This is a genomic window from Kribbella sp. CA-293567, from assembly GCF_027627575.1.
In the GTDB taxonomy this organism is placed as follows: domain Bacteria; phylum Actinomycetota; class Actinomycetes; order Propionibacteriales; family Kribbellaceae; genus Kribbella.
Genome location: NZ_CP114065.1, coordinates 4,241,366 through 4,264,313 on the forward strand (window position 1 = coordinate 4,241,366; position 22,948 = coordinate 4,264,313).

Annotated in this window: 22 protein-coding genes; 3 read left to right on the forward strand and 19 right to left on the reverse strand. The window is 69.0% G+C overall.

Annotation, left to right across the window (positions count from 1 at the left end; genetic code table 11):
• Positions 1-6: 6 nt before the first annotated feature.
• Genes OX958_RS19450 through cobT form a run of 3 tightly spaced genes read right to left on the reverse strand, consistent with a single transcriptional unit; the run spans position 7 to position 3,145 of the window.
• Positions 7-810, reverse strand: coding sequence for a TrmH family RNA methyltransferase (locus OX958_RS19450; RefSeq protein WP_270130311.1), 804 nt, complete (start codon positions 808-810; stop codon positions 7-9).
• Positions 807-2,093 (reverse strand): uroporphyrinogen-III C-methyltransferase, encoded by a 1,287-nt coding sequence (gene cobA / locus OX958_RS19455; RefSeq protein WP_270130312.1) that lies wholly within the window; start codon positions 2,091-2,093, stop codon positions 807-809. Before cobA ends, OX958_RS19450 begins: the two co-directional genes overlap by 4 nt.
• The gene (gene cobT, locus OX958_RS19460; RefSeq protein ID WP_270130313.1) at positions 2,090-3,145 is read right to left on the reverse strand and encodes a nicotinate-nucleotide--dimethylbenzimidazole phosphoribosyltransferase; all 1,056 of its coding nucleotides are present in this window, start codon (positions 3,143-3,145) and stop codon (positions 2,090-2,092) included. The genes cobA and cobT overlap by 4 nt, the downstream gene beginning before the upstream one ends.
• 192 nt (positions 3,146-3,337) lie before the next feature.
• On the opposite strand from cobT, the gene OX958_RS19465 reads away from it, so the two are divergent.
• The gene (locus OX958_RS19465) at positions 3,338-3,874 is read left to right on the forward strand and encodes a YbhB/YbcL family Raf kinase inhibitor-like protein (RefSeq protein WP_270130314.1); all 537 of its coding nucleotides are present in this window, start codon (positions 3,338-3,340) and stop codon (positions 3,872-3,874) included.
• Between the two features lie 37 nt (positions 3,875-3,911).
• Here the strand turns inward: OX958_RS19465 and OX958_RS19470 are convergent, their stop codons facing one another.
• The 5 genes from OX958_RS19470 to OX958_RS19490 form a co-directional block, all read right to left on the reverse strand.
• Positions 3,912-4,796 (reverse strand): carbohydrate ABC transporter permease, encoded by an 885-nt coding sequence (locus OX958_RS19470; protein ID WP_270130316.1) that lies wholly within the window; start codon positions 4,794-4,796, stop codon positions 3,912-3,914.
• A complete protein-coding gene (locus OX958_RS19475; RefSeq protein WP_270130317.1) occupies positions 4,796-5,695 on the reverse strand; it encodes a carbohydrate ABC transporter permease in 900 nt (299 codons plus the stop codon). Before OX958_RS19475 ends, OX958_RS19470 begins: the two co-directional genes overlap by 1 nt.
• On the reverse strand, positions 5,692-6,975 hold the full coding sequence (locus tag OX958_RS19480) for an ABC transporter substrate-binding protein (RefSeq protein WP_270130319.1): 1,284 nt from the start codon (positions 6,973-6,975) through the stop codon (positions 5,692-5,694). The genes OX958_RS19475 and OX958_RS19480 overlap by 4 nt, the downstream gene beginning before the upstream one ends.
• Positions 6,976-7,157: 182 nt before the next feature.
• A complete protein-coding gene (locus OX958_RS19485; protein WP_270130321.1) occupies positions 7,158-9,302 on the reverse strand; it encodes a 3-hydroxyacyl-CoA dehydrogenase NAD-binding domain-containing protein in 2,145 nt (714 codons plus the stop codon).
• Complete coding sequence (locus OX958_RS19490) at positions 9,299-10,519, reverse strand: acetyl-CoA C-acetyltransferase (protein ID WP_270130323.1); 1,221 nt, start codon at positions 10,517-10,519, stop codon at positions 9,299-9,301. The genes OX958_RS19485 and OX958_RS19490 overlap by 4 nt, the downstream gene beginning before the upstream one ends.
• Before the next feature lie 85 nt (positions 10,520-10,604).
• Here OX958_RS19490 and OX958_RS19495 point away from each other — a divergent pair, with 85 nt between their 5' ends.
• On the forward strand, positions 10,605-11,393 hold the full coding sequence (locus tag OX958_RS19495; protein WP_270130325.1) for a MerR family transcriptional regulator: 789 nt from the start codon (positions 10,605-10,607) through the stop codon (positions 11,391-11,393).
• 40 nt (positions 11,394-11,433) lie between these two features.
• Here OX958_RS19495 and OX958_RS19500 read toward each other — a convergent pair whose 3' ends face one another.
• From OX958_RS19500 to sigJ, 8 genes are all read right to left on the reverse strand, one after another.
• Positions 11,434-11,709: a DUF6510 family protein gene (locus tag OX958_RS19500; protein WP_270130326.1), complete on the reverse strand. Its 276-nt coding sequence runs from the start codon at positions 11,707-11,709 to the stop codon at positions 11,434-11,436.
• Positions 11,710-11,722: 13 nt separating this feature from the next.
• Entirely contained in the window at positions 11,723-12,484 is a 762-nt protein-coding gene (locus tag OX958_RS19505) for a ferredoxin reductase (protein WP_270130328.1), read from the reverse strand.
• Positions 12,454-13,050, reverse strand: a complete 597-nt coding sequence (locus tag OX958_RS19510) for a sulfite oxidase-like oxidoreductase (protein WP_270130329.1) — start codon at positions 13,048-13,050, stop codon at positions 12,454-12,456. Before OX958_RS19510 ends, OX958_RS19505 begins: the two co-directional genes overlap by 31 nt.
• 73 nt (positions 13,051-13,123) lie before the next feature.
• Complete coding sequence (locus OX958_RS19515; protein WP_270130331.1) at positions 13,124-14,266, reverse strand: acyl-CoA dehydrogenase family protein; 1,143 nt, start codon at positions 14,264-14,266, stop codon at positions 13,124-13,126.
• 73 nt (positions 14,267-14,339) lie between these two features.
• Complete coding sequence (locus OX958_RS19520) at positions 14,340-15,464, reverse strand: CaiB/BaiF CoA transferase family protein (protein WP_270130333.1); 1,125 nt, start codon at positions 15,462-15,464, stop codon at positions 14,340-14,342.
• Positions 15,465-15,498: 34 nt separating this feature from the next.
• The gene (locus tag OX958_RS19525; protein ID WP_270130335.1) at positions 15,499-15,894 is read right to left on the reverse strand and encodes a DUF4345 family protein; all 396 of its coding nucleotides are present in this window, start codon (positions 15,892-15,894) and stop codon (positions 15,499-15,501) included.
• Complete coding sequence (locus OX958_RS19530) at positions 15,891-16,646, reverse strand: SDR family oxidoreductase (RefSeq protein WP_270130337.1); 756 nt, start codon at positions 16,644-16,646, stop codon at positions 15,891-15,893. The genes OX958_RS19525 and OX958_RS19530 overlap by 4 nt, the downstream gene beginning before the upstream one ends.
• Positions 16,647-16,663: 17 nt before the next feature.
• Complete coding sequence (sigJ, locus tag OX958_RS19535) at positions 16,664-17,614, reverse strand: RNA polymerase sigma factor SigJ (protein WP_270130339.1); 951 nt, start codon at positions 17,612-17,614, stop codon at positions 16,664-16,666.
• Positions 17,615-17,683: 69 nt separating this feature from the next.
• Here sigJ and OX958_RS19540 point away from each other — a divergent pair, with 69 nt between their 5' ends.
• The gene (locus OX958_RS19540) at positions 17,684-19,156 is read left to right on the forward strand and encodes a DUF6892 domain-containing protein (RefSeq protein ID WP_270130340.1); all 1,473 of its coding nucleotides are present in this window, start codon (positions 17,684-17,686) and stop codon (positions 19,154-19,156) included.
• Between the two features lie 37 nt (positions 19,157-19,193).
• Here the strand turns inward: OX958_RS19540 and OX958_RS19545 are convergent, their stop codons facing one another.
• Genes OX958_RS19545 through OX958_RS19555 form a run of 3 tightly spaced genes read right to left on the reverse strand, consistent with a single transcriptional unit; the run spans position 19,194 to position 22,872 of the window.
• On the reverse strand, positions 19,194-19,757 hold the full coding sequence (locus OX958_RS19545; protein WP_270130342.1) for a DinB family protein: 564 nt from the start codon (positions 19,755-19,757) through the stop codon (positions 19,194-19,196).
• Between the two features lie 15 nt (positions 19,758-19,772).
• The gene (locus OX958_RS19550; protein WP_270130344.1) at positions 19,773-21,245 is read right to left on the reverse strand and encodes a cobyric acid synthase; all 1,473 of its coding nucleotides are present in this window, start codon (positions 21,243-21,245) and stop codon (positions 19,773-19,775) included.
• 19 nt (positions 21,246-21,264) lie between these two features.
• Complete coding sequence (locus OX958_RS19555) at positions 21,265-22,872, reverse strand: MFS transporter (protein WP_270130346.1); 1,608 nt, start codon at positions 22,870-22,872, stop codon at positions 21,265-21,267.
• Positions 22,873-22,948: the final 76 nt, after the last annotated feature.

A 22,948-nucleotide genomic window follows, 5' to 3' on the forward strand; every position in this document is an offset into this window, starting at 1 on the left:
GGGCGGCTAGGGGCGAGTGGCGTAGAAGGCCACCGCGGCTGAGGACGCGACGTTGAGGGAGTCGACGCCGCCCGACATCGGGATCTTCACGGTCAGGTCGGCCTGCTCGAGCACGTGCGGTTTCAGGCCGTGGCCCTCGGTACCGAAGAGCAGGGCCAGCTTCTCGTCATGGCGGGCGGTCAGCTCGTCGAGGGTGATCGAGTCGTCGGTGAGCGCCAGCGCCGCGGTGACGAAACCGTGGGCCTTCAGCACCTCCAGGGCGCCCGGCCAGGACGACAGCCGGGTCCACGGGATCTGGAAGACGGTCCCCATCGAGACCTTGATCGAGCGGCGGTAGAGCGGGTCGGCGCAGGTCGGCGTGATCAGTACCGCGTTGACGCCCATCGCCGCGGCCGCGCGGAAACCGGCGCCGACGTTCGTGTGGTCGACGATGTCGTCGAAGATCGCGATCCGCCGGCCGGTCAGCAGACCGGCCAGCTCGACCGCGGGCTGCCGCCGGTACGACGCCAGCGCGCCGCGGTGGACGTGGAAGCCGGTGACCTGCTCGGCCAGCTCCTCGGTCACCACGTAGACCGGCGCCTCGGGCCACTTCTCCAGCACGTCGGCCAGCGAGTCCAGCCACCGCGGTGCCAGCAGGAACGACCGCGGCTCGTACCCCGCGTCGGCCGCCCGCCGGATCACCTTGTCGCCCTCGGCGATGAACAGCCCGTGCTCCTCCTCGAGCATCCGCCGCAGGTTCACCTCGCGCAGCTGGACGTAGTCCCCCAGGCGCTCGTCCGCCGCGTCCTCGATCGTAACGAGCGGGCTCACGACCGGTGGTCCGCCTCGTGGCCCACGAACTGGTCCTCACCGACGACCTCGCCCGGCGCAACCCCCGCAGCGGCAGCCATCCCGGTAGCGACCTCCACGACGTTGCCCACCACAACGATCGCCGGCGCGCCGACCCCGGCCGCCGACATCGCGTCGGCGATCTCGGCCAAGGTGGACGTCACCTGGTGCTGACCGGGCAGCGTGCCGTCGGCGATCGCGGCCGCCGGTGTCGCAGGGTCCTTGCCATGGGCAATGAGAGTCGCGGCGATGACCGGTAGGTTCTCCACCGCCATCAGCAGGACCAGCGTGCCGCGCAGCTGGGCCAGTGCCTCCCAGTTGATCAACGAATCCTGATGCCCCGGCGGGATGTGGCCGGACACCACGGTGAACTCGTGCGTCACCCCGCGATGCGTCACCGGGATGCCCGCGACGGCGGGCACCGCGATCGAGCTGGTGATCCCCGGTACGACGCTCCATGCCACACCGGCCTCAGCACACGCCAGCGCCTCTTCGAAACCACGGCCGAACACATAGGGGTCACCCCCCTTGAGCCGGACGACGACCTTGCCCTGCAGCGCCCGATCGACCAGGATCCGGTTGATCTCCTCCTGCATCGCCGACCGCCCTCGCGGCAGCTTCGCGGCGTCGATCAGTTCCACCTCAGGATGCAGCTCTTCCAGCAACTGCTGCGGGGCCAGCCGATCGGCCACGACGACGTCCGCCTCGGCCAGCAACCGCCGGCCGCGGACCGTGATCAGATCCGGGTCACCAGGACCGCCGCCGACCAGATACACGCCCGGCTGCTTGGCCAGCGAGTCCCTTGCTCCGAGCGCGCCTTCGCGCAGCTCCTCCAGGATCGCGTCCCGCACAGCAGCCGACCGTCGATGATCGCCGCCACCCAGGACGCCGATCGTCACCTGGTCGTGCTGCCCGGAAGCCGGCGTCCACGCCGTCGCCGCGGACCGGTCGTCCGAGCGGACGCAGAAGATCCGTCGCGACTCGGCCTCGGCTGAGACCTGGTCGTTGACCGCGGCATCGTCCGTCGCGACGACGACGTACCAGGCGCCGTCCAGATCGCCTTCGGCGTACCCGCGCTCGACCCACCGCAGATCGGGGTTGGTCAGCAACCCCTCGATCGTCGGCGTGATTACCGGCGAGATCAGGTCGATCTGCGCGCCGGTCTCGAGCAGTCGCGGCAGTCGCCGCTGCGCGACCCCGCCACCGCCCACGACCACCACGCGCCGTCCGGTGAGCACCAGCCCGGAGAGGTACGGCGCGTTCACGCGTCGATCCCCGCCGAGTCGAAGGTCGCCATCTCGGCCAGCGCCCGCACCGCGCAGGTCAGGATCGGATAGGCCAGCACCGCGCCTGTCCCCTCCCCCAGCCGCAGGTCGAGATCCACCAACGGCTGCAGCCCCAGCGTCTTCAGCGCTACCGCGTGACCGGCCTCGGCCGAGCGGTGGCCCGCGATGCAATAGTCGATCACGGCCGGCGAGAGAGCTTGCGCGACCAGCGCCGCAGCCCCGGCGATCACGCCGTCCAGGATCACCGGCACCTTGTTGGCAGCAGCTCCGAGGATGTACCCGGCCAGCGCCGCATGCTCCAGTCCGCCGTACGCCGCGAGCGCAGCCAGCGGCGCCGAGGCCGGTACTTCGTGCAACGCCAGCGCGGCCCGGACCACCTCGGTCTTGCGTGCCAGCGTCGCGTCGTCGATGCCGGTCCCGCGACCGGTCACCTCCTCGGCAGTCCCGCCGCTGAAGGTCGCGATCAGCGCAGCGGAAGCGGTCGTGTTGGCGATGCCCATGTCGCCGGTCAGCAGGCACTGGTAGCCGTCGCGCACCAGCTGATCGGCCAGTTCGAAGCCGACCGCCAGCGCCGCACGGACCTCTTCCTCGGTGAGCGCCTTCTGCACCGAGAGATCCCGGGTCCCCGGGCGCACTTTCGCGTGCACGATATCCAGGGCGTCGACGTCGGTGGCCACGCCGATGTCGACCACTCGCACGTCCACGCCGTTGTTCACCGCGAAGGCGTTCACCGCCGCACCGCCGGCCGCGAAGTTCGCGAGCATCGCCGCGGTCACTTCCTGCGGCCAGGGCGACACACCCTGGGCGTGGACGCCGTGGTCGGCGGCGAAGACCGTCACGACGGCAGCGGCCGGAACCGGCGGTGGGCAGCTTCCGGTGATCCCGGCGACCCGGACCGACAGCTCCTCCAGCACCCCGAGGGAACCGGCCGGTTTCGTCAGCTTGAGCTGACGCTCCGTGGCCGCTCGCATCGCGGCCTCGTCGGCCGGACCGATCCTGGCCAGATACTCCTCCACCGCTGCACCCTCCACGTCGACACCCTCCACGCTTCACCGCCCCGGTCGGGACGCCGCCCGGACGCGGCCAGGTCCGATCTTCGCATCTCCGGCCGGGTGCCCCGGCCATGCACGGTGAGATGACCGGGGCGGTGGGGCGGGATAAGCGTCATTTGAGCCAGTAATGTCGGATTCACCACACGTCGCAGATCCCGGGAGGATCATCAGATGTCGCTCGACAGGCCTGTCGCACCGGACCCGTACCAGTTGCTGCCCGCGGCCGGTTCGTTCACGGTCACCAGTACCGACGTCACCGACGGCGAGCCGCTCGGCGACGACTACGCCTTCACCGGGGGCAACAAGTCACCGCAGCTCAGCTGGGAGGGCTTCCCCGAGGAGACCAAGGGCTTCGTCGTCACCTGTTTCGACCCGGACGCGCCCACCCCGTCTGGTTTCTGGCACTGGATCCTGGTCGGCCTGCCGGCCACGGTGACCGAACTGCCGACCGGCGCGGGCACCACCGAGCGCCTGGAGAGCGGCGCCTTCCACATCCGCAACGACTTCAGCACCAGGTCGTACGGCGGTGCCGCACCGCCCGCCGGTGACCAGGTGCACCGCTACTACTTCGTGGTGCACGCGATCGACGTCGAGGCCCTGGACATCGACCACGACGCGAGCGCGGCCGTGGTCAGCTTCAACCTGGCCTTCCACACCCTGGCGCGGGCCGTCATCACCCCGACGTACCAGGTGCAGTCCGACAGCTAGGCCCGAATCGGCGGGAGCCACCCTCGGCTCCCGCCGGTCAGTCCTTGATCCCGGACTGGGTGACGCCCTGGATCAGGTACCGCTGCAGGAACGCGAAGATCAGCACCAGCGGCAGGATCGACACCGCTGCCGCCATGAAGAGCTGATGGATGTTGATGGTCTGCGCGGTGACGAAGGTCGACAACGCCACCTGCACGGTCCACGAGTTCGGGTCCTGACCGATCACCAGCGGCCACAGGAACGAGTTCCAGTTGCCGATGAAGGTGATCGCCGCGATCGCCGCGAAGAACGGCAGCGAGTTCGGCACCACGATCCGCCAGAAGGTCGCGAAGTACCCGGCACCGTCGACCCGCGCGGCCTCCTCCATTTCCCTGGGGAAGCCGAGGAAGTACTGCCGGAACAGGAACGCCGCGAACCCACTGAACAGCGTCGGGATGATCAGCCCACGCAACGTGCTGACCCAGCCCAGCGACGAGACCACGACGAAGCTCGGGATGAAGCTCACCGCGGCCGGGATCATCAGCGTCGCCATCACCGCGTAGAACACCTTGCCGGCGTGCTTGTACGGGATCCTGGCCAGGCCGTAGCCGGCCATCGATGCCAGCAGCAACTGTCCGCCGGTGCCCAGGACGCCGACCACGGCGGAGTTGTAGAGCGCCCGTGCCATCGGCACGTTCTCGTCGGCGAACAGCTCCCCGAAGTTGCCCCACTGCAGCTCGGTGGGGAAGAACTTCCAGTCCACGCCGGTGATGTCGGCCTCGGTCGCCAACGCGTTGCGCAGCACCAGGTAGAACGGGATCACGAACAAGACTGTCGCGACCAGGAGCGCGATCCAGCGCAGTACGGCGCCGGCCCGGCCCAGCGGGCTGCGGCCGTAGCCGATCGGCTGGGGCGTTCCGGCGGTTCGGCCGGTGGCGGTCATCAGTCGTTCGCCTTCCCGAAGCCGAAGATCTTGTTCTGCAGCAGGGTGAGCACGATGATCACCACGGCCAGGATCATCGCGCCGGCGCTGCCCCGCCCGAGATCCTGGATCGACCCGAGCGAGATGCCGTAGAGGTAGACCAGTGGCGGCCGGGCGAAGTTCACGTTGCCGAGGAGGTTGTAGAACTCGTCGAAGGCCTGGTACGCCGCGATCAGGTTCAGCAGCAGGACCGCGACCGAGGTGGCCCGCAGTTGTGGCCAGGTGATGAACCGGAAGGTCTGCCAGCCCGGCTTCGCGCCGTCGACGTACGCCGCCTCGTACAGCGTCGGCGAGATCCGTTGCAGTCCGGCGATGAACAGGATCAGGTAGAAGCCGAGCTGCAGCCAGAGCCGCACCGTGACGATCGGGAGCCAGAACCAGGGCGGATCGACGGTCGACAGCCAGGCAATCTGGTCGGCGCCGAACCAGCCCAGCACGGTGTTGGCCAGGCCGAACCGGACGCCGTTGAAGATCGACAGCTTCCAGATCAGCGACGCCACCACGTACGAGCAGGCGGTCGGCAGGAAGAAGACCGACCGGAAGAACGCCCGGGCGATCTCGACCTGGTTCACCAGCAGCGCCAGCGCGAGCGACAGTACGAAGGTCAGCGGCACGATGAACAGCGCGAAGACGGTGAAGGTGCCCAGGCTGGAGACGAAGTTGGCGTCGGTCAGCATGTCGGCGTAGTTGCGCAGCCCGACGAACTTCGACGGCGTGACGGTGTTCTGGGCCTCGAAGAAGCTCAGCACCAGGCTCCACAGGATCGGCAGATAACTGAAGATCAGCAGGCCCAGCACGAACGGCCCGGTGAACAGCCAGAACCACAGCGCGTTGTTCCGGGTGGCGGACCGGCTGCTCACCCGAAGAGCCGCGACAGCTCGGTGGTGACGATCTTCTCGGCTTTCCCGATCTCCCCGCCCGGGTCGGCCCCCTTCCGGATGATGTTGGTCAGCATGTCACCGAACGCCGTCCCCATCTTCGGGGTCCAGGCCGGGTTGTCGGTCCGGCCGAACTCCTGGGTGAGCTTCACCGTCTCGGCGGCGGCTCCGGTCTGCAGCTTGGCGGCCTTGGCCGCGAGGCTCTTGCGGGGCGGGATGTGGAACCCGTAGTTCAGGCACCAGTCCTCCTGGAACTCGGACTGGTCCACCCACAGCCACTTGACGAACTTCTTCGCCGCGTCGACGTTCTGGCTCTTGGCCGAGACGAACTGGGTCCAGCCGCCGGAGTACACCGCGGCGGTGCCCTGCGCGTCGAGCTTGGGGAACGGGATGACGCCAAGGTCGTCGCCCAGCGCCTTCTGCATCGCGGGCAGTGCCCACATGCCGATCCACTGCATCGCGGCCAGGCCCTGCACGATCGCGCTGGGATCGGTCCAGTCGGTCGGAGCGCCGAGCAGCACGCTCTTGCTCGCATAGAGCTCGTGCAGCTTGCCGAAGGCCTGCGCTGCCCGGTCGTTGCCGAAACCCGCCTTGTTGTCCGCGGTCAGGTACGCCCCGCCGGACGACCACAACGCCGGTCCGCCGAGCGCGACGCCACCGTCGTTGCCGACGAAGATTCCCTTCATCTTGTCGGTGGTGAGCGCCTTGGCGGCGCTGATCAGGTCGTCGACGGTCTCCGGCGGCTTGATCCCGGCCTTGTCCAGCAGGCTTTTGCGGTAGTAGACGACCTGGGGGTCGACGATCATCCGGATGCCGTAGACCTTGCCGTCCACGGTGTTGGTCGCCAGGTCGCCCTCGGTGAAGTCGTCCTTGACATCGGCGATCAGCTCGTCCAGCGCGACCACCTGGCCGCTCTTCACCATCGCGATGTTGAGCTGGCTCTCGAAGACGTCCGGGCCTTTGCTGGACAGCAACCCGGCCGAGAGCTTGCTGCCGTAGTCCCCCGGCGTCCACTGCACGCCGACGGTCGCGTCCTGGTACGCCTTCGCATACTTGAGCGCGGCCTCTCTCGTGCCGGGTTCGCCGTACTGGTGGAACCACTGCGACAGAGCGGCTTTGCTGCCGCCGTCTGCCCCGCCCGTGGGTGGCCGGCCGGTGTTGCTGCCGCACGCGGCGGTGAACGCGGCCAGCGCGGCCAGTCCTCCGGTCCGCTGGAGCAGATCGCGCCGGGACAGACCGGCCGGCGGAATTCGAGCGGGCATCTGAACCACCTCCGAAAGCAGCGTTCTGTGCCAGGGCGTCACCTTCCGGTGAATCGTTGTAAACATCCTGCATCGCGTTCGCGCTGTCAACAGGCTGTGACGCCTCGGTCACACATTTCTGCACAAAAGAGCGCGGTACCGGACGGTGCCGGTACCGCGCTCCTCAGCGAAGCGTGCTGCGGTCAGACGAACTGCTCGCCGGCCTCTGCCTTGCTGACCAGCAGAGCCGGGGGCTCGAAGCGGCTGCCGTAGCGCTGTGCGAGCTCACGCGACCGGGCGACGAAACCGGCCGGCCCGCCGGCATAGGCGTTGATGTACTGCAACGCGCCACCGTGCAGCGGCGGGAAGCCGATCCCGAAGATCGAGCCGATGTTGGCGTCGGCGGTCGAGCGCAGGACGCCCTCCTCGACACACTTCACCGTCTCCAGCGACATCGCGAACGCCATCCGCTCCTGCAGGTCGATCAGCGGTACGTCGACGCCGTCGCGAACGAAGTGCTCCCACAACCCTGGCCACAGGTGCTTCGGCCCGTCCGCTGGATAGTCGTAGAAGCCGGCACCGGCCGCCTTGCCTTTCCGGTCGAACTCCGTCACCAGCCGCTCGGCCACCGCCATTCCCGGGTGGTCGTCGAAGGCGCCCGCACTGCCGCCGGCCGCCCGGGCCGCGTCGCGAATCTTCATCGGCAGCGTCAGCGTGACCTCGTCGATCATCGCCAGCGGCGGCGCCGGGAAGCCCATCTGGGTGGCGGCCCGCTCGACCGTCACCGGGTTGACGCCCTCGGCGATCATCGCGGCGCCCTCCATCACCAGCGTGCCGAACACCCGCGAGGTGAAGAAGCCGCGGCTGTCGTTCACCACGATCGGCGTCTTCTTGATCTGCCGCACCACGTCGTAGGCCTGCGCCAGCGCGCGCTCCGAGGTCTTCTCCCCCACGATCAGCTCCACCAGCGGCATCCGGTCGACCGGCGAGAAGAAGTGCATCCCGACGAAGTCGTCCGGCCGGTCGATCCCCTCGGCCAGCGAGGTGATCGGCAGGGTCGAGGTGTTCGAGCACAGCAGCGCGTCCGGCTCGACCACGCCGGCGATCTCGGCGAAGACCTTCTGCTTCAGCTCCTCGCTCTCGAACACCGCCTCGATCACCAGGTCGCAGCCGGCCAGGTCGTTCGGCTCCGCGGTCGGCGTGATCAGGCTCAGGAACGCCGCCGCCTTCTCCGGCGTACTGCGGCCCTTCTGCACCTGCTTGGCCAGCAGCTTCTCCGAGTACGCCTTGCCCTTCTCGGCCGCCTCCAGGGTGACGTCTTTGAGCACCACCTCGATGCCCACCTTGGCGCACACGTAGGCGATTCCGGCGCCCATCATGCCCGCGCCGAGCACGCCGACCTTGCGAGCCCGGTACTCCGGTACGCCGTCCGGCCGCGACGCTCCGGCGTTGATCGCCTGCAGCTCGAAGAAGAACGCGTTGATCATGTTCTTGGCGATCTGTCCGGTCGCCAGCGAGACGAAGTACCGGGACTCGATCCGGCTGGCGGTGTCGAAGTCGACCTGGCTGCCCTCGACGGCGGCGCTCATGATCGCCTTCGGCGCCGGGTACGGCGCGCCCTTGAGTTGCTTGCGCAGGTTCGCCGGGAAGGCCGGCAGGAACGCGGCCAGCTTCGGCGAGGACGGCGTACCGCCGGGGATCTTGTAGCCGTCACGGTCCCACGGCTGCTTGGCGTCGCCGTCGTACCCGTCGATCCACCGGTACGCCGCCGCGAGCAGCTCGTCGGCGGGGACCACCTCGTCGACGATACCGACCGACTGCGCGTGTGCCGGCTTCATCCGCTGCCCCTGCAGCAGCACCTTCATCAACGCGTCCTGCAGGCCGAGCATCCGGACCGTACGGGTGACACCGCCGCCGCCCGGCAGCAGGCCGAGCGTCACCTCGGGAACGCCGAGCTCAATCCGGTTGTCATCGGCAACTATCCGGTGGTGGCAGGCGAGCGCGATCTCCAGCCCGCCGCCCAACGCGGCACCGTTGATCGCGGCGACGACCGGCACGCCGAGCGTCTCCAGTACGCGGAGCTGACGCTTGACCTCCTCGATCGTCTCGAAGACCTCGGCCGCGTTCTCGGGCTGGATCCGGGACAGCATCTGCAGGTTGCCACCGGCGAAGAAGGTCGACTTCGCGCTGGTGATCACCACGCCCTTGAGCGAGTCCTTCTCGGCCTGCAACCGCTCGACCGTCGAGGCCATCGCGGCGATGTACGCGTCGTTCATCGTGTTCGCCGAGGCGGCCGGATCATCCATCGTCAGCGTGATGACGCCGTCGGTGTTCTTCCAGTCGATCATGCCGCAAACCTCTCGATGATGGTCGCGACGCCCATACCGCCGCCGACGCACAGGGTGGCCAGACCGTAGCGGAGCTCACGGCGCTCCAGCTCGTCCAGCAGGGTGCCGATCAGGATCGCGCCGGTGGCGCCGAGCGGGTGGCCGAGCGCGATCGCGCCGCCGTTCACGTTCACCTTCTCGTGCGGGATGTCCAGGTCCCTCATGAAGTGCAGTACCGCGGCCGCGAACGCCTCGTTCATCTCGAACAGATCGATGTCGGAGACCTCGAGCCCGGCCTTGGCCAGCGCCTTGCGGGCGGCCGGCGCCGGACCGGTCAGCATGATCGTCGGGTCGGTACCGCTGACCGCCGCGGCGACCACCCGGCCCCGAGGTGCCTGGCCGAGCGCCTCGCCGGCCTTCTCGTTGCCAACGGCAACCAATGCGGCGCCGTCCACGATGCCGGAGGAGTTGCCGGCGTGGTGCACGTGGTCGATCCGCTCGACCGTCACATACTTCTCCAGCGCGACCGAGTCGAAGCCGCCGTGCTCACCGATCGCGGCGAAGGAGGCCGGCAACCCGGCCAGCGTCTCCACCGTCGTACCGGGGCGGACCAACTGGTCGTGGTCGAGGATCTGCAGGCCGTTGCGATCCGTCACCGGCACGACCGAGCGGGCGAAGTACCCGTTGGCCCACGCCTTGGCGGCCCGCGCGTGCGACTCGGCGGCGTACGTGTCGACGTCGGTCCGGGAGAAGCCGTCCAGGGTGGCGATCAGGTCGGCGCTGATGCCCTGCGGGATGAAGTTGGTGTCGATCGCGGTCTCCGGGTCCATCGCCCAGGCGCCGCCGTCGGAGCCCATCTTCACCCGCGACATCGACTCGACGCCGCCGGCCAGGATGAAGTCCTCCCAGCCGGAGCGGATCCGCTGCGCTGCCTGGTTCACCGCCTCCAGGCCGGAGGCGCAGAAGCGGTTCAGCTGGACGCCGCCGGTGGTCTCCGGGTAGCCCGCCGCGAGGATCGCGGTCCGGGCGATGTCCATGCCCTGGTCGCCGATCGGCGAGACCACGCCGAGGACCAGGTCGTCGATCGCCTCCTCGTCCAGCTCCGGGTGCCGGGTGCGCAGCTCCTCGAGCAGTCCGGTGACCAGCTGGATCGGCTTCACCTCGTGCAGCGCGCCGGCCGCTTTGCCCTTGCCTCGCGGTGTCCGGATCGCATCGTAGAGAAAGGCTTCAGTGCTCATGGGGATCCCGTCGGTCGAGTCGTCGGTCCGATTGTGACAGTTCTGGTGTCATGGTCGTCAAGAGGGGGTCGTTATGATCTCGGCCATGTCGGATGCAAGGTCGGACGCAAGGTCGGATGCAGGACCGCACACAAAGCCGGACACCACCGCGGACGAGGCGACCCTCACGGTCGACGAGCTGTCCGCGCGGGTCGGGATGACCGTACGCACGCTGCGCTTCTACGCCGGCCGCGGCCTGGTCCCACCGCCGGTACGTCGCGGCCGGGTCGGGTACTACGGCCCGGAGCACATCGCCCGGCTGGACCTGGTGCGCGAGCTGCAGGCGCACGGGTTCAACCTGTCGGCGATCGAGGGCTATCTCGAGCGCATCCCCGCCGACGCGACGCCGCAGGACATCGCGCTGCACCGGACCCTGCTGACGCCGTGGATGCGGGACCTGCCCGAGACGCTCGACCGCCCGGCCCTGGTCCGGCGGACCGGCCGTGAGCTGACCGACGACGAGATCGAGATGCTGATCGCGCTCGGCGTCGTCGAGCCGACGCCGGACGAGGACGTCTTCCAGGTCGCGACGGCGCATCTCAGCCTGGGGGTCGAGTTGCTCGAGCTCGACCTGCCGGTCGACGCGGTGCTCGACGTCGGGCGGATCTTCACCGAGCACGGCCGCGCGCTGGCCGAGGAGCTGACCGAGGTGTTCCGGACCAAGGTGTGGCCGCACTACCGCGACTCGGGCGGCCCGCCGGAGCACATCCAGCAACTGGTCGAGCGGTTCAAGCCGGTCACCATCCAGGGACTGGTGATCGCCTACGAACGGGCCGTCGGCGAGACCCAGCGCGACACCGTTCGCCGTTCCCGCACCAAGCCGCCGCGACGCTGACAGACTCTCGACCTCAGCCGCACCCGCGGGCGACTCGCCGTCAGGCCGGGTTCGGCACGCGAAGGTAGGTCAGCCCGCGAAGATCGAGATAGGTGTCGGCCGGGGTGGTGACGACCCGGAGCAGCACTTCGTCGCATCCCTGGCAGCGCGCCACCAGACCGGGCGCGTCCAGGTAGACCCGCGTCTCGGCGAAGACGCCCGTCTGCCCGCAGCCCGCGCAGCGGCCGATGGCGGCGGTGATGTCGACGGCGAAGATCTCGCGGAGCACACCGGCTGCCGCATTGCCGTCCAGGTACGTCGGAACTTCCACCGTCATCGCGGTTCTCCTGTCATCCGAAGCGTTCGGTTCTGATCCGGGCCGGGTCGTGCCCGGCCGCGACGAGCAGGTCGGCGACCGTCTCCACGAAGGGAGTCGGCCCGCAGACATAGGTGGTCGGCGCGTCCTCCGGCTGGAAGGTCACCGAGGCCAGCAGGCCGGCGTCGATGCGGGCCGGGGCGCGCTGCTCCCCCGGCGGCGCCTCACGGGTGTAGGCGAAGGTGACCTCGATGTCGTCGGAGGCCGCGAGCTCCTTGAGGTCGCTCACATAGATCACCGCCTCCGGCCGGCGTACGGAGTACAGGAGACGGGCCGGGGTGGTGCTGGCCGCGGCGGCGTGCGCGCGCAGCATCGCCATCAGCGGCACCACGCCTGAACCGCCGCCGATGAGCTGGATCGGGCCTTCCTGCTCGGGCTTCCAGACGAACCAGCCGCCGACCGGACCGCGCACCTCCAGCGGGTCGCCGGGCCGGATCACGTCGACCAGGTACGGCGAGACCTCGCCGCCGGGCACCTGCTCGACGGTCAACTCGACCGTCGTCCCGATCCCGGGACCCGTGCCGGAGCCGCTCCAGGCCGAGGCGATCGAGTACGACCGGGAGGCTTGGTACCCATCCGGCGCGGTCAGCCGGACGTCGAGGTGCTGACCGGCCAGATGCCCAGGCCAGTCCGGTACGTCGAGGACCACCGTGCGGGCGCTCGCCGTCTCGGCCCGCACCTCCGTGACGGTGCCGGCCTGCCAGGTCAGTCGCCGGCGTATCGCTGTTCTTTCCATGGGTCTCCGTACTCGTGATAGCCGGCCGTCTCCCAGAAACCCAGATCCTCGGAGTCGGAGAGCACCAGACCGCGCACCCATTTGGCGCTCTTCCACAGATACAGGTGCGGCACCAGCAGCCGGGCCGGCCCACCGTGCTCCGGGTGCAGCGGCTCGCCGTCGTACTCGTAGGCGATCCAGGCCTGACCGTCGAGCAGGTCCTCGAGCGGCAGGTTGGTGGTGTAGCCGCCATAGCTGTGCACCATCACGAAGTCGGCGCCGGTCTCCACATCGGCGAGCAGGACGTCCAGCGAGACGCCCTTCCACTCCGTGCCCAGCTTCGACCACCGGGTGACACAGTGCAGATCCTTGGTGATCTTCTCGCTCGGCAGCGCGGTGAGCGCCTTCCAGTCCCAGCGAGTGACCTCGCCGGTCTCGTTGGCGACCGTCAGCTCCCAGTGCTCATGGCGGACGTGCGGAGTCGGCCCGGCCGACAGCACCGGAAACTCGTGCGTCAGGTACTGCCCCGGCGGCAGGTCGCTGCCAGCACCGCGACGGCCGGTGAACCCCGGCGACACAATCCCCATCGAAGACCCTCCTCCGCACCGAAACCGCTCCCGGCAGTCAACCACGAAACCACCGGATCACCGAGCAGCGCGCTCAGATCCCCAGGGTCCGGCCGATGATCTCCTTCATGATCTCGGTGGTGCCGCCGTAGATGGTCTGGATCCGGGTGTCGAGGTAGGCCTTGGCGATCGGGTACTCGGTCATGTAGCCGTAGCCGCCGTGCAACTGGAGGCACTTGTCGACCACCTTCTTCTGCAGTTCGGTGGTCCACCACTTGGCCATCGCGGCGTCGGAGACGGTGAGCTTGCCGGCGTTGAGTTCCTCGATGCAGCGGTCGACGAAGACGCGGGCGATCTGGGTCTCGGTGGCGAGCTCGGCCAGTACGAACCGGCTGTTCTGGAAGGAGCCGATCGGGCGGCCGAAGGCCTTGCGGTCCTTCACGTACTGCAGGGTGGTGGCGAGCACGTTCTCGCAGGCGGCGGCCGCGACCACGGCGATGGCGAGCCGTTCCTGCGGGAGCTTCTGCATCAGGTAGACGAAGCCCTGCCCCTCCTCGCCGAGCAGATTGGTGGCCGGCACCCGGACGTCGTCGAAGAACAGTTCCGCGGTGTCCTGCGCCTTCAGCCCGATCTTCTCCAGGTTGCGGCCGCGTTCGAACCCCGCCATCCCGCGCTCGACCACCAGCAGCGAGATGCCCTGGTAGCCGGCCTCCGGGTCGGTCTTCACGACCACGATCACGAGGTCGGCCAGGATGCCGTTGGAGATGAAGGTCTTCTGGCCGTTGAGGACGTAGTCGTCGCCGTCGCGGACGGCCGTGGTGGTGATGCCCTGCAGGTCGCTGCCCGCGCCCGGTTCGGTCATCGCGATCGCGGTGATCAGTTCACCCGAGCAGAATCCCGGCAGCCAGCGGTCCTTCTGCTCGTCGGTCGCGTAGTCCAGCAGGTACGCCGACACGAGGTCGGCGTGGATCGTGAAGCCGGGGCCGCTCGCGCGGGCCTTGGTCACCTCCTCGATCACCACCGCGTTGAAGCGGAAGTCGCGCGCGCCACCGCCGCCGTACTGCTCGGGAATCATGAAGCCGAGCAGCCCCGCCGCGCCGGCCGCGGTCCAGAGCTCCCGCGGGACGATGCCGGCCTCCTCCCAGCTGTCGTGGTGCGGCACGATCTCCTTCTCGCAGAACGCGCGCGCGGTCTCGCGGAAGGCATCGTGATCGGCGTCGAAGAGGTGACGTTCCACGGGCGGTCTCCTGTCGGGATCCTGGTACTGCGGGTCGTCGGCCGGGTCGCGGCCGCGAGCTCAGGTGCTGAGATCAGTCGGCCTGCACCGCGGCCCCCGAGGCCAGCAGGGCATCGACGCCGGCGACTCCCCAGTCGGCCAGGGCTTCGCGGGTGTGCTGGCCAGGGCGGGCCGGAGGCTGGTCGAGCTGCGAGGGGGTTCGCGAGAAGCGCGGCGCGGGGGCCGGCTGCCGGACCCCGTCCCGGTCGACGAAGATGCCGCGGGCAACTAGATGGGGATGCTCGGCGGCCGGCCGGAGTACCGGCGAGACGCAGGCGTCGGTGCCGTCGAAGATCCCGGTCCACTCGGCCTGGGTGCGCTGGGCGAAGGTCTCGGTGAGCAGCTTGTGCAGCGCCGGCCAGTTGGCCACGTCGTACCGGTCGGGGGCCTCGACGCCGAGCAGCTGGATCAGCTGGTGGTAGAACTGCGGTTCGATCGCGCCGACCGCCATGAACTCGCCGTCCGAGGTCTCGTAGACGTCGTAGAACGGTGCTCCGGTGTCGAGCAGGTTGGTCCCCCGCTCCAGCTTCCAGTTGCCGCCGGCCAAAGCGCCGTGAACGATCGTGGTGAGGTGCGCGGAGCCGTCGACGATCGCCGCGTCGACGACCTGGCCCCGGCCGCTCCCCCGCGCTTCGAACAACGCGGCAAGAATGCCCACCACGAGGTAGAGCGACCCACCGGCGAAGTCGCCGAGCAGGTTCACCGGGACCTGCGGCGGGCCGCCCGCGCGACCGATCAGGTGCAGCGCGCCGGACAGCGCGAGATAGTCGATGTCGTGTCCGGCGGACTGGGCCAGCGGACCGTCCTGCCCCCAGCCCGTCATCCGGCCGTAGACGAGGCGGGGATTCACCGCCTGGCAGTCGTCGGGACCGAGCCCGAGCCGCTCGGCGACCCCCGGCCGGAAGCCCTCGATCAGCACGTCGGCTCCCGCCACCAACTGCAGAACGGTCTTGACCGCCGCCGGGTTTTTCAGATCGAGCGCGACGTTGCGGCGGCCACGATTGAGCAGCTCCAGCTCGGGCGGGCCCATCGCGAGCCCGCCGCCCGGCCGCTCGATCCGCAACACCTCGGCGCCCAGCTCGGCCAGCATCATGCAGCCGAACGGCGCCGGCCCGATCCCGGCCAGCTCGACGACCTTGACCCCACTCAGTGGCCCCATGCCGTCCATTGTGACAGCAGTACTGTCACAGTCGTCAAGTCACCCTGATCCTCAGTGCGGCCGGCAGCAGGGCGGCCGGGATCAGCACCGACAGGATCGTGAACGCCAGCAGCAGTCCCGAGAGCCCGGGCGAGTCGCTGTTCAGATGATGCGCATGGAAGGCGAAGTGGGTCACCGAGTAGCTCAGGTAGGCGAGTAGCGCGACGATCACCAGCCGCCGCTCCAGCCAGATCGCGGCGGCGGCCACCACGATCCCGATCCCCAATGTGGTGCTGCCGAAGTCACGGAACAGATGCTCGCTGTACGGCGGAGTCCAGTCCACCGTCGGCACGTCGTTGTAGAAGCTGGCCGGGAAGAACAACGTCCAGGTTCCGACGACGAGCTGGATGACTCCCAGGACGATCAGCCCGGGGCGTAGCAGCCGGCTCACTGCTTCCCCTCCACCGCGAAGCGCTCACCGAGATGATCGGCGAAGGTCTTCTGCCCGTACGGCGTGGTACCGGCCAGCGCGGCGCCGGAGGCGAAGGCCCGAAAAGTCTTGCCTGGCAGCCGGACGGAGATCACCGGCCGGCCGGAGCCGGCGGCCTGCTTCCAGACTCGCGCCAGGCCGGGAACCGGTCGTTGCTCCGGGCCCCCGATGTCGGCGGCCCGGCCTGCTGGTGGGCCGGCGGCCAAGGCGGCGAGCCGGGCGGCGACGTCTTCGATCGCGATGGGCTGGAGGCGGATCGCGGGGGCGAGCAGGAACGGCAGGAAGCGCTGGGCGCTGAACAGCCGGTCGACGAGATGGTGGAACTGGGTGGCGCGCAGTACGGAGTACGGGATCGAGGACTCGGCGACCAGGCGCTCGGACTCGAGTTTGTGCCGGTAGTAGGGCAAGGGGATGCGGTCGATGCCGACGATCGAGACGAAGATCAGGTGTTCGACGCCGGTGGGGCGGAGGCTCTCGACCAGGTTCCGGGTCTGGGTGACGTCGGCGCGGCCGAGGCTGGTGGCCAGGTGAAGGACCGTGTCGACGCCGTTCACCGCCTCCCGCAGGCCGGTGCCTTCGGTCAGGTTGCCGGTGGTCAGGCCGGCTCCGCGGCGCCGGCTCAGAACACGGACGTCGTGGCCGGCAGCTCGCAGGGCGGCCACCGTCGGACGGCCCAGAGTGCCGGTGCCGCCGGTGACGAGGATGGTTCGCATGGGTGAGGTCCTTTCGGTCACCAGCCCAGACCGGACACCCCGCCGATTCGTGACAACTGCGCTTCGGCCCGGGCGAGTTTGTCCGGATTCAGCGCGAGTTCGAGGCTGCTGACCTGCTCGCCGTCGAAGCCGAGGAAGATCACCGCGCGCAGACCTTCGGGGCCGACGGCAACGAGCACGGGCTCGCCGTTCGCCTGGCCGAAGTACGGCGTGATCCCGGCGCCGAACCGTTCCAGTACGCCGATCAGATAGCGCGCGACGCGCTCGCGACCCAGCACCGGCCTGCGAGCCGCGTTGACCTTGCCGCCACCGTCGGCCCGGGAGACCACGTCGGCGGCCAGCATCGACTCGAGTCCGGCCAGGTCGCCCAGCTGAGCGGCCGCGAGGAAGCGCTCGACCAGCGTGCGCCAGTGACCGGGATCCACCCGTTCCGGCTGCCGACCGCGAACAGCCTGATCCGGCTCGGGGTCCGGCCGGTCGGCCGCAACGCGCTTCCGGGCCCGGGCGTGGAGCTGGCGCGCGTTGGCCTCCGTCGTACCGATCAGCTCGGCGACCTCACGATGCGAGTACGCGAACGCCTCACGCAGCACGTACGCCGCCCGCTCGGCCGGGCTGAGCTTCTCGAGCACCGTCAGCAACGCGAACGAGACCGACTCCCGCTGCGCGACCTCGTCGAGCGGCCCGAGGTCGTCGAGGCCCGCACCGGTGAGAACCGGCTCGGGCAGCCACTCACCGACGTACGTCTCCCGCCGCGACCGGGCCGAGGTCAGCTGGTTGAGACAGAGGTTGGTGACGGTCTTCGCGAGGAAGGCCGCGGGCTCCCGGACAGCGCGATGGTCGACCGACTGCCACCGCAACCACGCATCCTGCAACACCTCGTCAGCCTCGGCCGCGGACCCGAGCAGCCGATAGGCGATCCCGAACATCCGCCCCCGCTGCTGCTGGAACACCTCCAGCTGTTCACTCACCCACCCATCCTCACAGATCCACCAACCGGCCTTCGACCAGGCTGTACCTCGCGTTGGTACCGTGCGGTCGTGACTGATGCCGGCATCACCTCGCTCGAAGGCAGCCTCGCCCACCTCGCAACGCTCGCCGCGGATGATCGCGACGGCCACAAGGCGGTGTCGGAGGCATGGGGCCTGCTCGTCAAGGCGGATCGCGGCAACCTCACCCGCTTGTACGACCTGTACTTCGCCAGCGTCGCGCGGCTGCTCGGCCGGCCGGCGCCGGAGTCGGCTCTGGAGGGGCTCGACGCCTACCGCTTCATCCTGACGTTCGCGACCGGACGCTACCTCGGTGCGGCCCGGCGAGATGCCTGGAACCTGTTGCAGCAGCGCCACTCCGAGCATCGCGCGCTCATCGAAGCAGCGCAGCAGCATCCCGACGACCGCTTCACCCAGACTCCGATGCGCCTCGACACCGGCACCTGGGGTGACATCGCGGGCGCCATGCTGGAGCTCTACAGCTGGCACGCCTCCTACACCGGGGAGACCGAGCAGTACCAAGCCGAGATCGCGGGCCTCGTACCAGCACACTTCCGGGCCTTTCCGGCGCAGGATCGGTTCGTGCTCCTGAGGTTGCTCGCGGCTCATCCTGAGGTGGTGCGCGAGACCGGTGAGCTGATCCGCTTCTACCTCATCGATCGCGGCCAGGCCGACGGCGGGCCGATGAAGAGCCTCGCACTCGACATGCTCGGATTCTCCGCGCGCAAGGGTGCTGTCCTGCACACACGCAGCGCGGAGATCTTCGCCCAGGTACTACGCGATGTCGGCGAGTGGCCGGAGGCGACGACGAGTGCGTTCGTCGAAAGGTTTGTCTACTACCCACTGAGAATCGAGGACGTCACCCAGGCCGATGCCGCCGAGGCGGAGCGTCGAACGGCCGCAGTGCAGCGGATCGCCGTCTCACCCAGCACGCGCAAGACCCTCACCACCGCGGCGCGGCAGCTTCCCGAGGCCCAAGGCGCGCGAGTCAAGGCGCTCCTGGAGGAGGCGGCCGACTATCGATCACGCCCCAAGCGCTTCCCCCTGCCGGCTCCCCGGGAGAACCGGTTCAAGGACTTCGGTCTCAAGCTCCTGGTGATCGAGGAACTCATGTATCGGCAGCGCGTGCTCGAACCCCGCTTCGACGTCCATGAGTTCGCGCAGGAGTACGACAAGCGCGAGATCTCGGTCGAGCAGGACGGCTACGCGATCATCCCCGAGGTTCAGCGCTATTTCCGCAATCTCGCCATCCCCGACGAGCTGCTGGCCCGGGTCGAGACGTTGCATCAGTCGAGCGGGCTGGACGGCGGTTCAGAGTTCTTCAGGCACCTGTTCCCGTTCTGGGATCCGGGCAGCGGCGACGAGGCGATCCCGGTGACCACCAAGGCCGTCGCCGACCTGGATCTGCTGCCCAACCTCACCCGGATCAGCGGCCTGGAGAACAGCGAACCCAGCACGAAACTCCGCAAGATCCTCACCACCCGCGGTATCGAACTCACCCCCGAAGACCCCACTGCCCCCTAGTCCGCCGTACGCCGGCTTGTGCACGGGCCAGGTGGGGCTACTTGAAGGCTTCCGCGGCGCGTTGGAGGGTGCTGAAGTACTTCGTCCACCCGGCTTCGTCCAGTACGTCGGCATCCGGCCCGCCGGTGCCGTCGATGAGTTCGCGGATGATGTCGGCGTGGCCGGAGTGGTGGGCCGTCTCGCCGACCATCCGGATCAGCAGGACACCGAGGGTGGTGGCGCGGCGGTCCTCGGGCCAGTGCGCGACCGAGCCGGGCGCATCGAGGTCGAGCGTCGTGATGGTCTCGTCGGCGAAGGCGCAGGCGCGCTGGTACAGGCCGATCAGGTACTCGCTGGACTCCGACGGCAGCGCCCACATGTCGGCGCCCTCCCAGATCGTCTCGTCCTCGACCCAGGCGAGCTTCTCCGGCGGGAGCCGCCCGAAGCACTCGCCGAGATAGCTGTACTCCAACCCGGCCAGGTGCTTGACCAGGCCGAGCAGGTTGGTGGCCGAGGGCACCAGCGGCCGGCGCCGATCGTATTCGCTCAGGCCGTCGAGCTTGGCCAGCATCACGGCGCGCGACTGCTGCAGCTGCCGATGTAGTTCTGCTTTGAGGTCCACCCGGCAGACGCTAGATCAGGGCGTCGACAGTTTCGGCGCACCCGGCGGGACGAACGGCACCTCGGCGCCGGCCCCCGCCTCGATCAGGCTCAGCAGCGCCGCGGTGTCGAGGTGCTCGTCGATGGCGTCGGCGAGCAGCTCCAACCGCGCCTCCCGCTGAGCCGCGAAGGACACCGTCCCGTCGGGAGCAGGCTTTCCGGTCAGCGCCGCGATCTCGCTCAGGAAGGCCTGTCTGGCCACGTCGTCGTCGAACAGCCCGTGCCAGATCGTCCCCCAGACCACCCCGGCGCGGCACCCACCCGGAAACTCCGCCGCCGTCCCGGTCACGCTCACCACCCCGTGATGAATCTCGTACGCCGTCGGCGCCGGCCGGGCCAGCACCTTCGCCACCTGGAACTCAGTTGCTATTGGCAACAATTCCAGCCCGGTGGCCGACCCGCCACCCTCGACCCCCGCCGGGTCCGAGATCGCTCCACCGAGCAACTGGTATCCACCGCAGATCCCCAGCACCGGCCGCCCGGCAGCCACTCGGGCGGAGACCGCGTCGGCCAGACCGGTCGAGCGAAGCCAGGCGAGGTCCGCGGTGGTCGCGCGCGAGCCCGGCAGCACGACCAGATCGGCATCCCGGACCTCGGCCGGGCTCGCGGTGAAGAAGACACTCGTGGTCGGCTCGATGGCGAGCGCGTCGAGATCGGTGAAGTTGCTGATCCGCGGGAACCGCACCACGGCGATGGTCAGCACCGACGAGTCCTCCGACAGGCGGCGAGCCGGTACGTCGAGCGCGTCCTCCGAATCGAGCCACAGCCCCGGCAGCCACGGCAGTACGCCGTACGTCGGCCGCCCGGTCACGGCGCCGAGCATGTCGATCCCGGGCTGTAGCAAGGACACGTCGCCGCGGAACTTGTTGATCACGAACCCGCTGATCAGCCGTTGATCGGCAGCGTCGAGCAGCGCGACGGTGCCGAACATCGACGCGAACACTCCACCGCGGTCGATGTCACCGACCACCACCACCGGCGACCGGGTGTGCTGGGCGAGCCCCATGTTCACGTAGTCCGACTGCCGCAGGTTGATCTCGGTCGGGCTGCCGGCGCCCTCGCTGATCACCACGTCGTAGCGGGCGGCCAGGTCGTCGTACGCCGCGAAAGCCGCCTTGGCCAGCTCGGCGCGTTCGGTCAGGAACCCGCGGGCGGTGAGCTCACCCCACGGCTCCCCCATCAGCACGACGTGGCTCCGGCGGTCGCTGCCGGGCTTGAGCAGCACCGGGTTCATCGCGGCCTCCGGTTCGGCGCCGGCCGCGACCGCCTGGATCCACTGGGCGCGACCGATCTCGGCCCCGTCGGCGCAGACCATCGAGTTGTTCGACATGTTCTGCGCCTTGTACGGCGCGACCCGGATCCCCTGCCGCGCGAGCCAGCGGCACAGCCCGGTCACGACAGTCGTCTTGCCCGCGTCGGACGTCGTACCGGCCACCAGGAGAGAACCCACGAGGTGATCCTAGTGAAGGTCAGCGGTCCTCCCTGCCAGGCGGCGGCTCCGGGTCCTCCGGACGAGGCTGCTCCGGCTCCGGCAGAACCGGAGTGATCCGGCGCCCTTGCGCATCGGTGCTCGGCAGCCGCGGCGCGGTCCCCTGGAAGCGGGTCGCCGAAGCGCGCTCCCGGGCCGACAGCGGCTTCGCCACGTTCTCCAGCGACTGACCTTCGGCATCGACGCCGAAGAACCAGGCGATCAGACCACCGATCAGCATCACCACGGCACCGAGGACGTAGCCCACGGCCAGCGGACCGCGCGCCGGGTTCTCCCCTTCGCCGATCAGCGAGGTGAACAGGAACGGCGCGACCACACCACCGGTCAGCTGCGAGATCGCGAAGAAGAACGAGATCGCCTGACCACGCAGCTCGATCGGGAAGATCTCGCTCACGGTCAGGTACGCCGACGACGCGCCCGCCGAGGCGAAGAAGAAGACCACGCACCACAACGCGGTCAGGCCGAACGCGCTCAGCGCGCCGGCGTTGAACAGCAGCGCGGTGACGAACAGCACCACGGCCGAGGTGGCGTAGGTGCCGAGGATCATCTTGCGCCGGCCGATGGTGTCGAAGAAGTGCCCGAGCAGCAGCGGCCCGGCCAGGTTGCCGATCGCGAACGGGAAGAAATACAGGGCGATACCGGAGTCGTCCAGGCCGTAGTACGACTTCAGCACCAGGGCGTAGGTGAAGAAGATCGCGTTGTAGAGAAAGGCCTGGGTGACCATCATCGAGAAGCCGAGGAACGACCGGCTCCGGTAGTCGCGCAGCATCACCCGGGCGATCTCGCGATACGTCACCGGCGGGTAGTCGACGACGTTGATCGCCTCGTCGTCGGTCACCTCGCGCAGCTCGCCGCCCTGCTCGCGCACCTTGCGCTCGATCTCGTCGACGGTCCGCTCGGCCTCCTCGACCCGGCCGTGCGTCATCAGCCAGCGCGGGCTCTCGGGGATGTGCCGGCGCAGGTAGATGATCACCAGGCCCATCACCGGCCCGACCAGGAAGCACAGCCGCCAGCCCCACTCGATCGGCACCAGGTCCTGGTCGAGGAAGACCAGCCCGACCGCCGAACCGATCAGGGCACCGCCCCAGTAGGTCCCGTTCACGCCGATGTCGACCCGGCCACGGTACTTCGACGGGATCAGCTCGTCGATCGCGGAGTTGATCGCGGCGTACTCGCCGCCGATTCCCATCCCGGCCACGAACCGGCACAGCGCCAGTGACCAGAAGTCCCAGGTCAGCCCGGCCGCGCCGGACGCGGCCAGATAGACGACCAGCGTGATGATGAACAGGTTCTTGCGGCCGAACCGGTCGGTCATCCGCCCGAAGAACAGCGCTCCGACCACTTCACCGGCCAGGTAGATGGAGGCGAGCAGGCCGATCTGCTGGGTGCTCAGACCGAGCGTCGCGCCTTCCTTCAGGGTGTTGCCGACCAGGGAGACGAGCTGGATCTCCAAGCCGTCGAGGATCCAGGAGACGCCGAGCCCGACGACGATCATCCAGTGGAACCGCGTCCACGGCAATCGGTCCATCCGGGCCGGTACCAGGCTCGGTATCGCCTTGCCCTCGTCCAACGCGTGCTCGCTGCTCATTCGCGCTCCTCCCGACCGGCTCGAGTTGGTCCGCAGCCCCGGGTACCCCGGCGGCTACCGAATGAAAACGGCCGTC

What these genes read in the sequence shown, in the direction of transcription:
- OX958_RS19465 (WP_270130314.1), top strand. Translation starts at nt 3,338, where the DNA reads ATGTCGCTCGACAGGCCTGTCGCACCGGACCCGTACCAGTTGCTGCCC.
- OX958_RS19530 (WP_270130337.1), bottom strand. Translation starts at nt 16,646, where the DNA reads ATGCGAACCATCCTCGTCACCGGCGGCACCGGCACTCTGGGCCGTCCG.
- OX958_RS19490 (WP_270130323.1), bottom strand. Translation starts at nt 10,519, where the DNA reads ATGAGCACTGAAGCCTTTCTCTACGATGCGATCCGGACACCGCGAGGC.
- OX958_RS19555 (WP_270130346.1), bottom strand. Translation starts at nt 22,872, where the DNA reads ATGAGCAGCGAGCACGCGTTGGACGAGGGCAAGGCGATACCGAGCCTG.
- OX958_RS19495 (WP_270130325.1), top strand. Translation starts at nt 10,605, where the DNA reads ATGTCGGATGCAAGGTCGGACGCAAGGTCGGATGCAGGACCGCACACA.
- OX958_RS19510 (WP_270130329.1), bottom strand. Translation starts at nt 13,050, where the DNA reads ATGGGGATTGTGTCGCCGGGGTTCACCGGCCGTCGCGGTGCTGGCAGC.
- OX958_RS19505 (WP_270130328.1), bottom strand. Translation starts at nt 12,484, where the DNA reads ATGGAAAGAACAGCGATACGCCGGCGACTGACCTGGCAGGCCGGCACC.
- OX958_RS19520 (WP_270130333.1), bottom strand. Translation starts at nt 15,464, where the DNA reads ATGGGGCCACTGAGTGGGGTCAAGGTCGTCGAGCTGGCCGGGATCGGG.
- OX958_RS19500 (WP_270130326.1), bottom strand. Translation starts at nt 11,709, where the DNA reads ATGACGGTGGAAGTTCCGACGTACCTGGACGGCAATGCGGCAGCCGGT.
- OX958_RS19485 (WP_270130321.1), bottom strand. Translation starts at nt 9,302, where the DNA reads ATGATCGACTGGAAGAACACCGACGGCGTCATCACGCTGACGATGGAT.
- OX958_RS19480 (WP_270130319.1), bottom strand. Translation starts at nt 6,975, where the DNA reads ATGCCCGCTCGAATTCCGCCGGCCGGTCTGTCCCGGCGCGATCTGCTC.
- OX958_RS19470 (WP_270130316.1), bottom strand. Translation starts at nt 4,796, where the DNA reads ATGACCGCCACCGGCCGAACCGCCGGAACGCCCCAGCCGATCGGCTAC.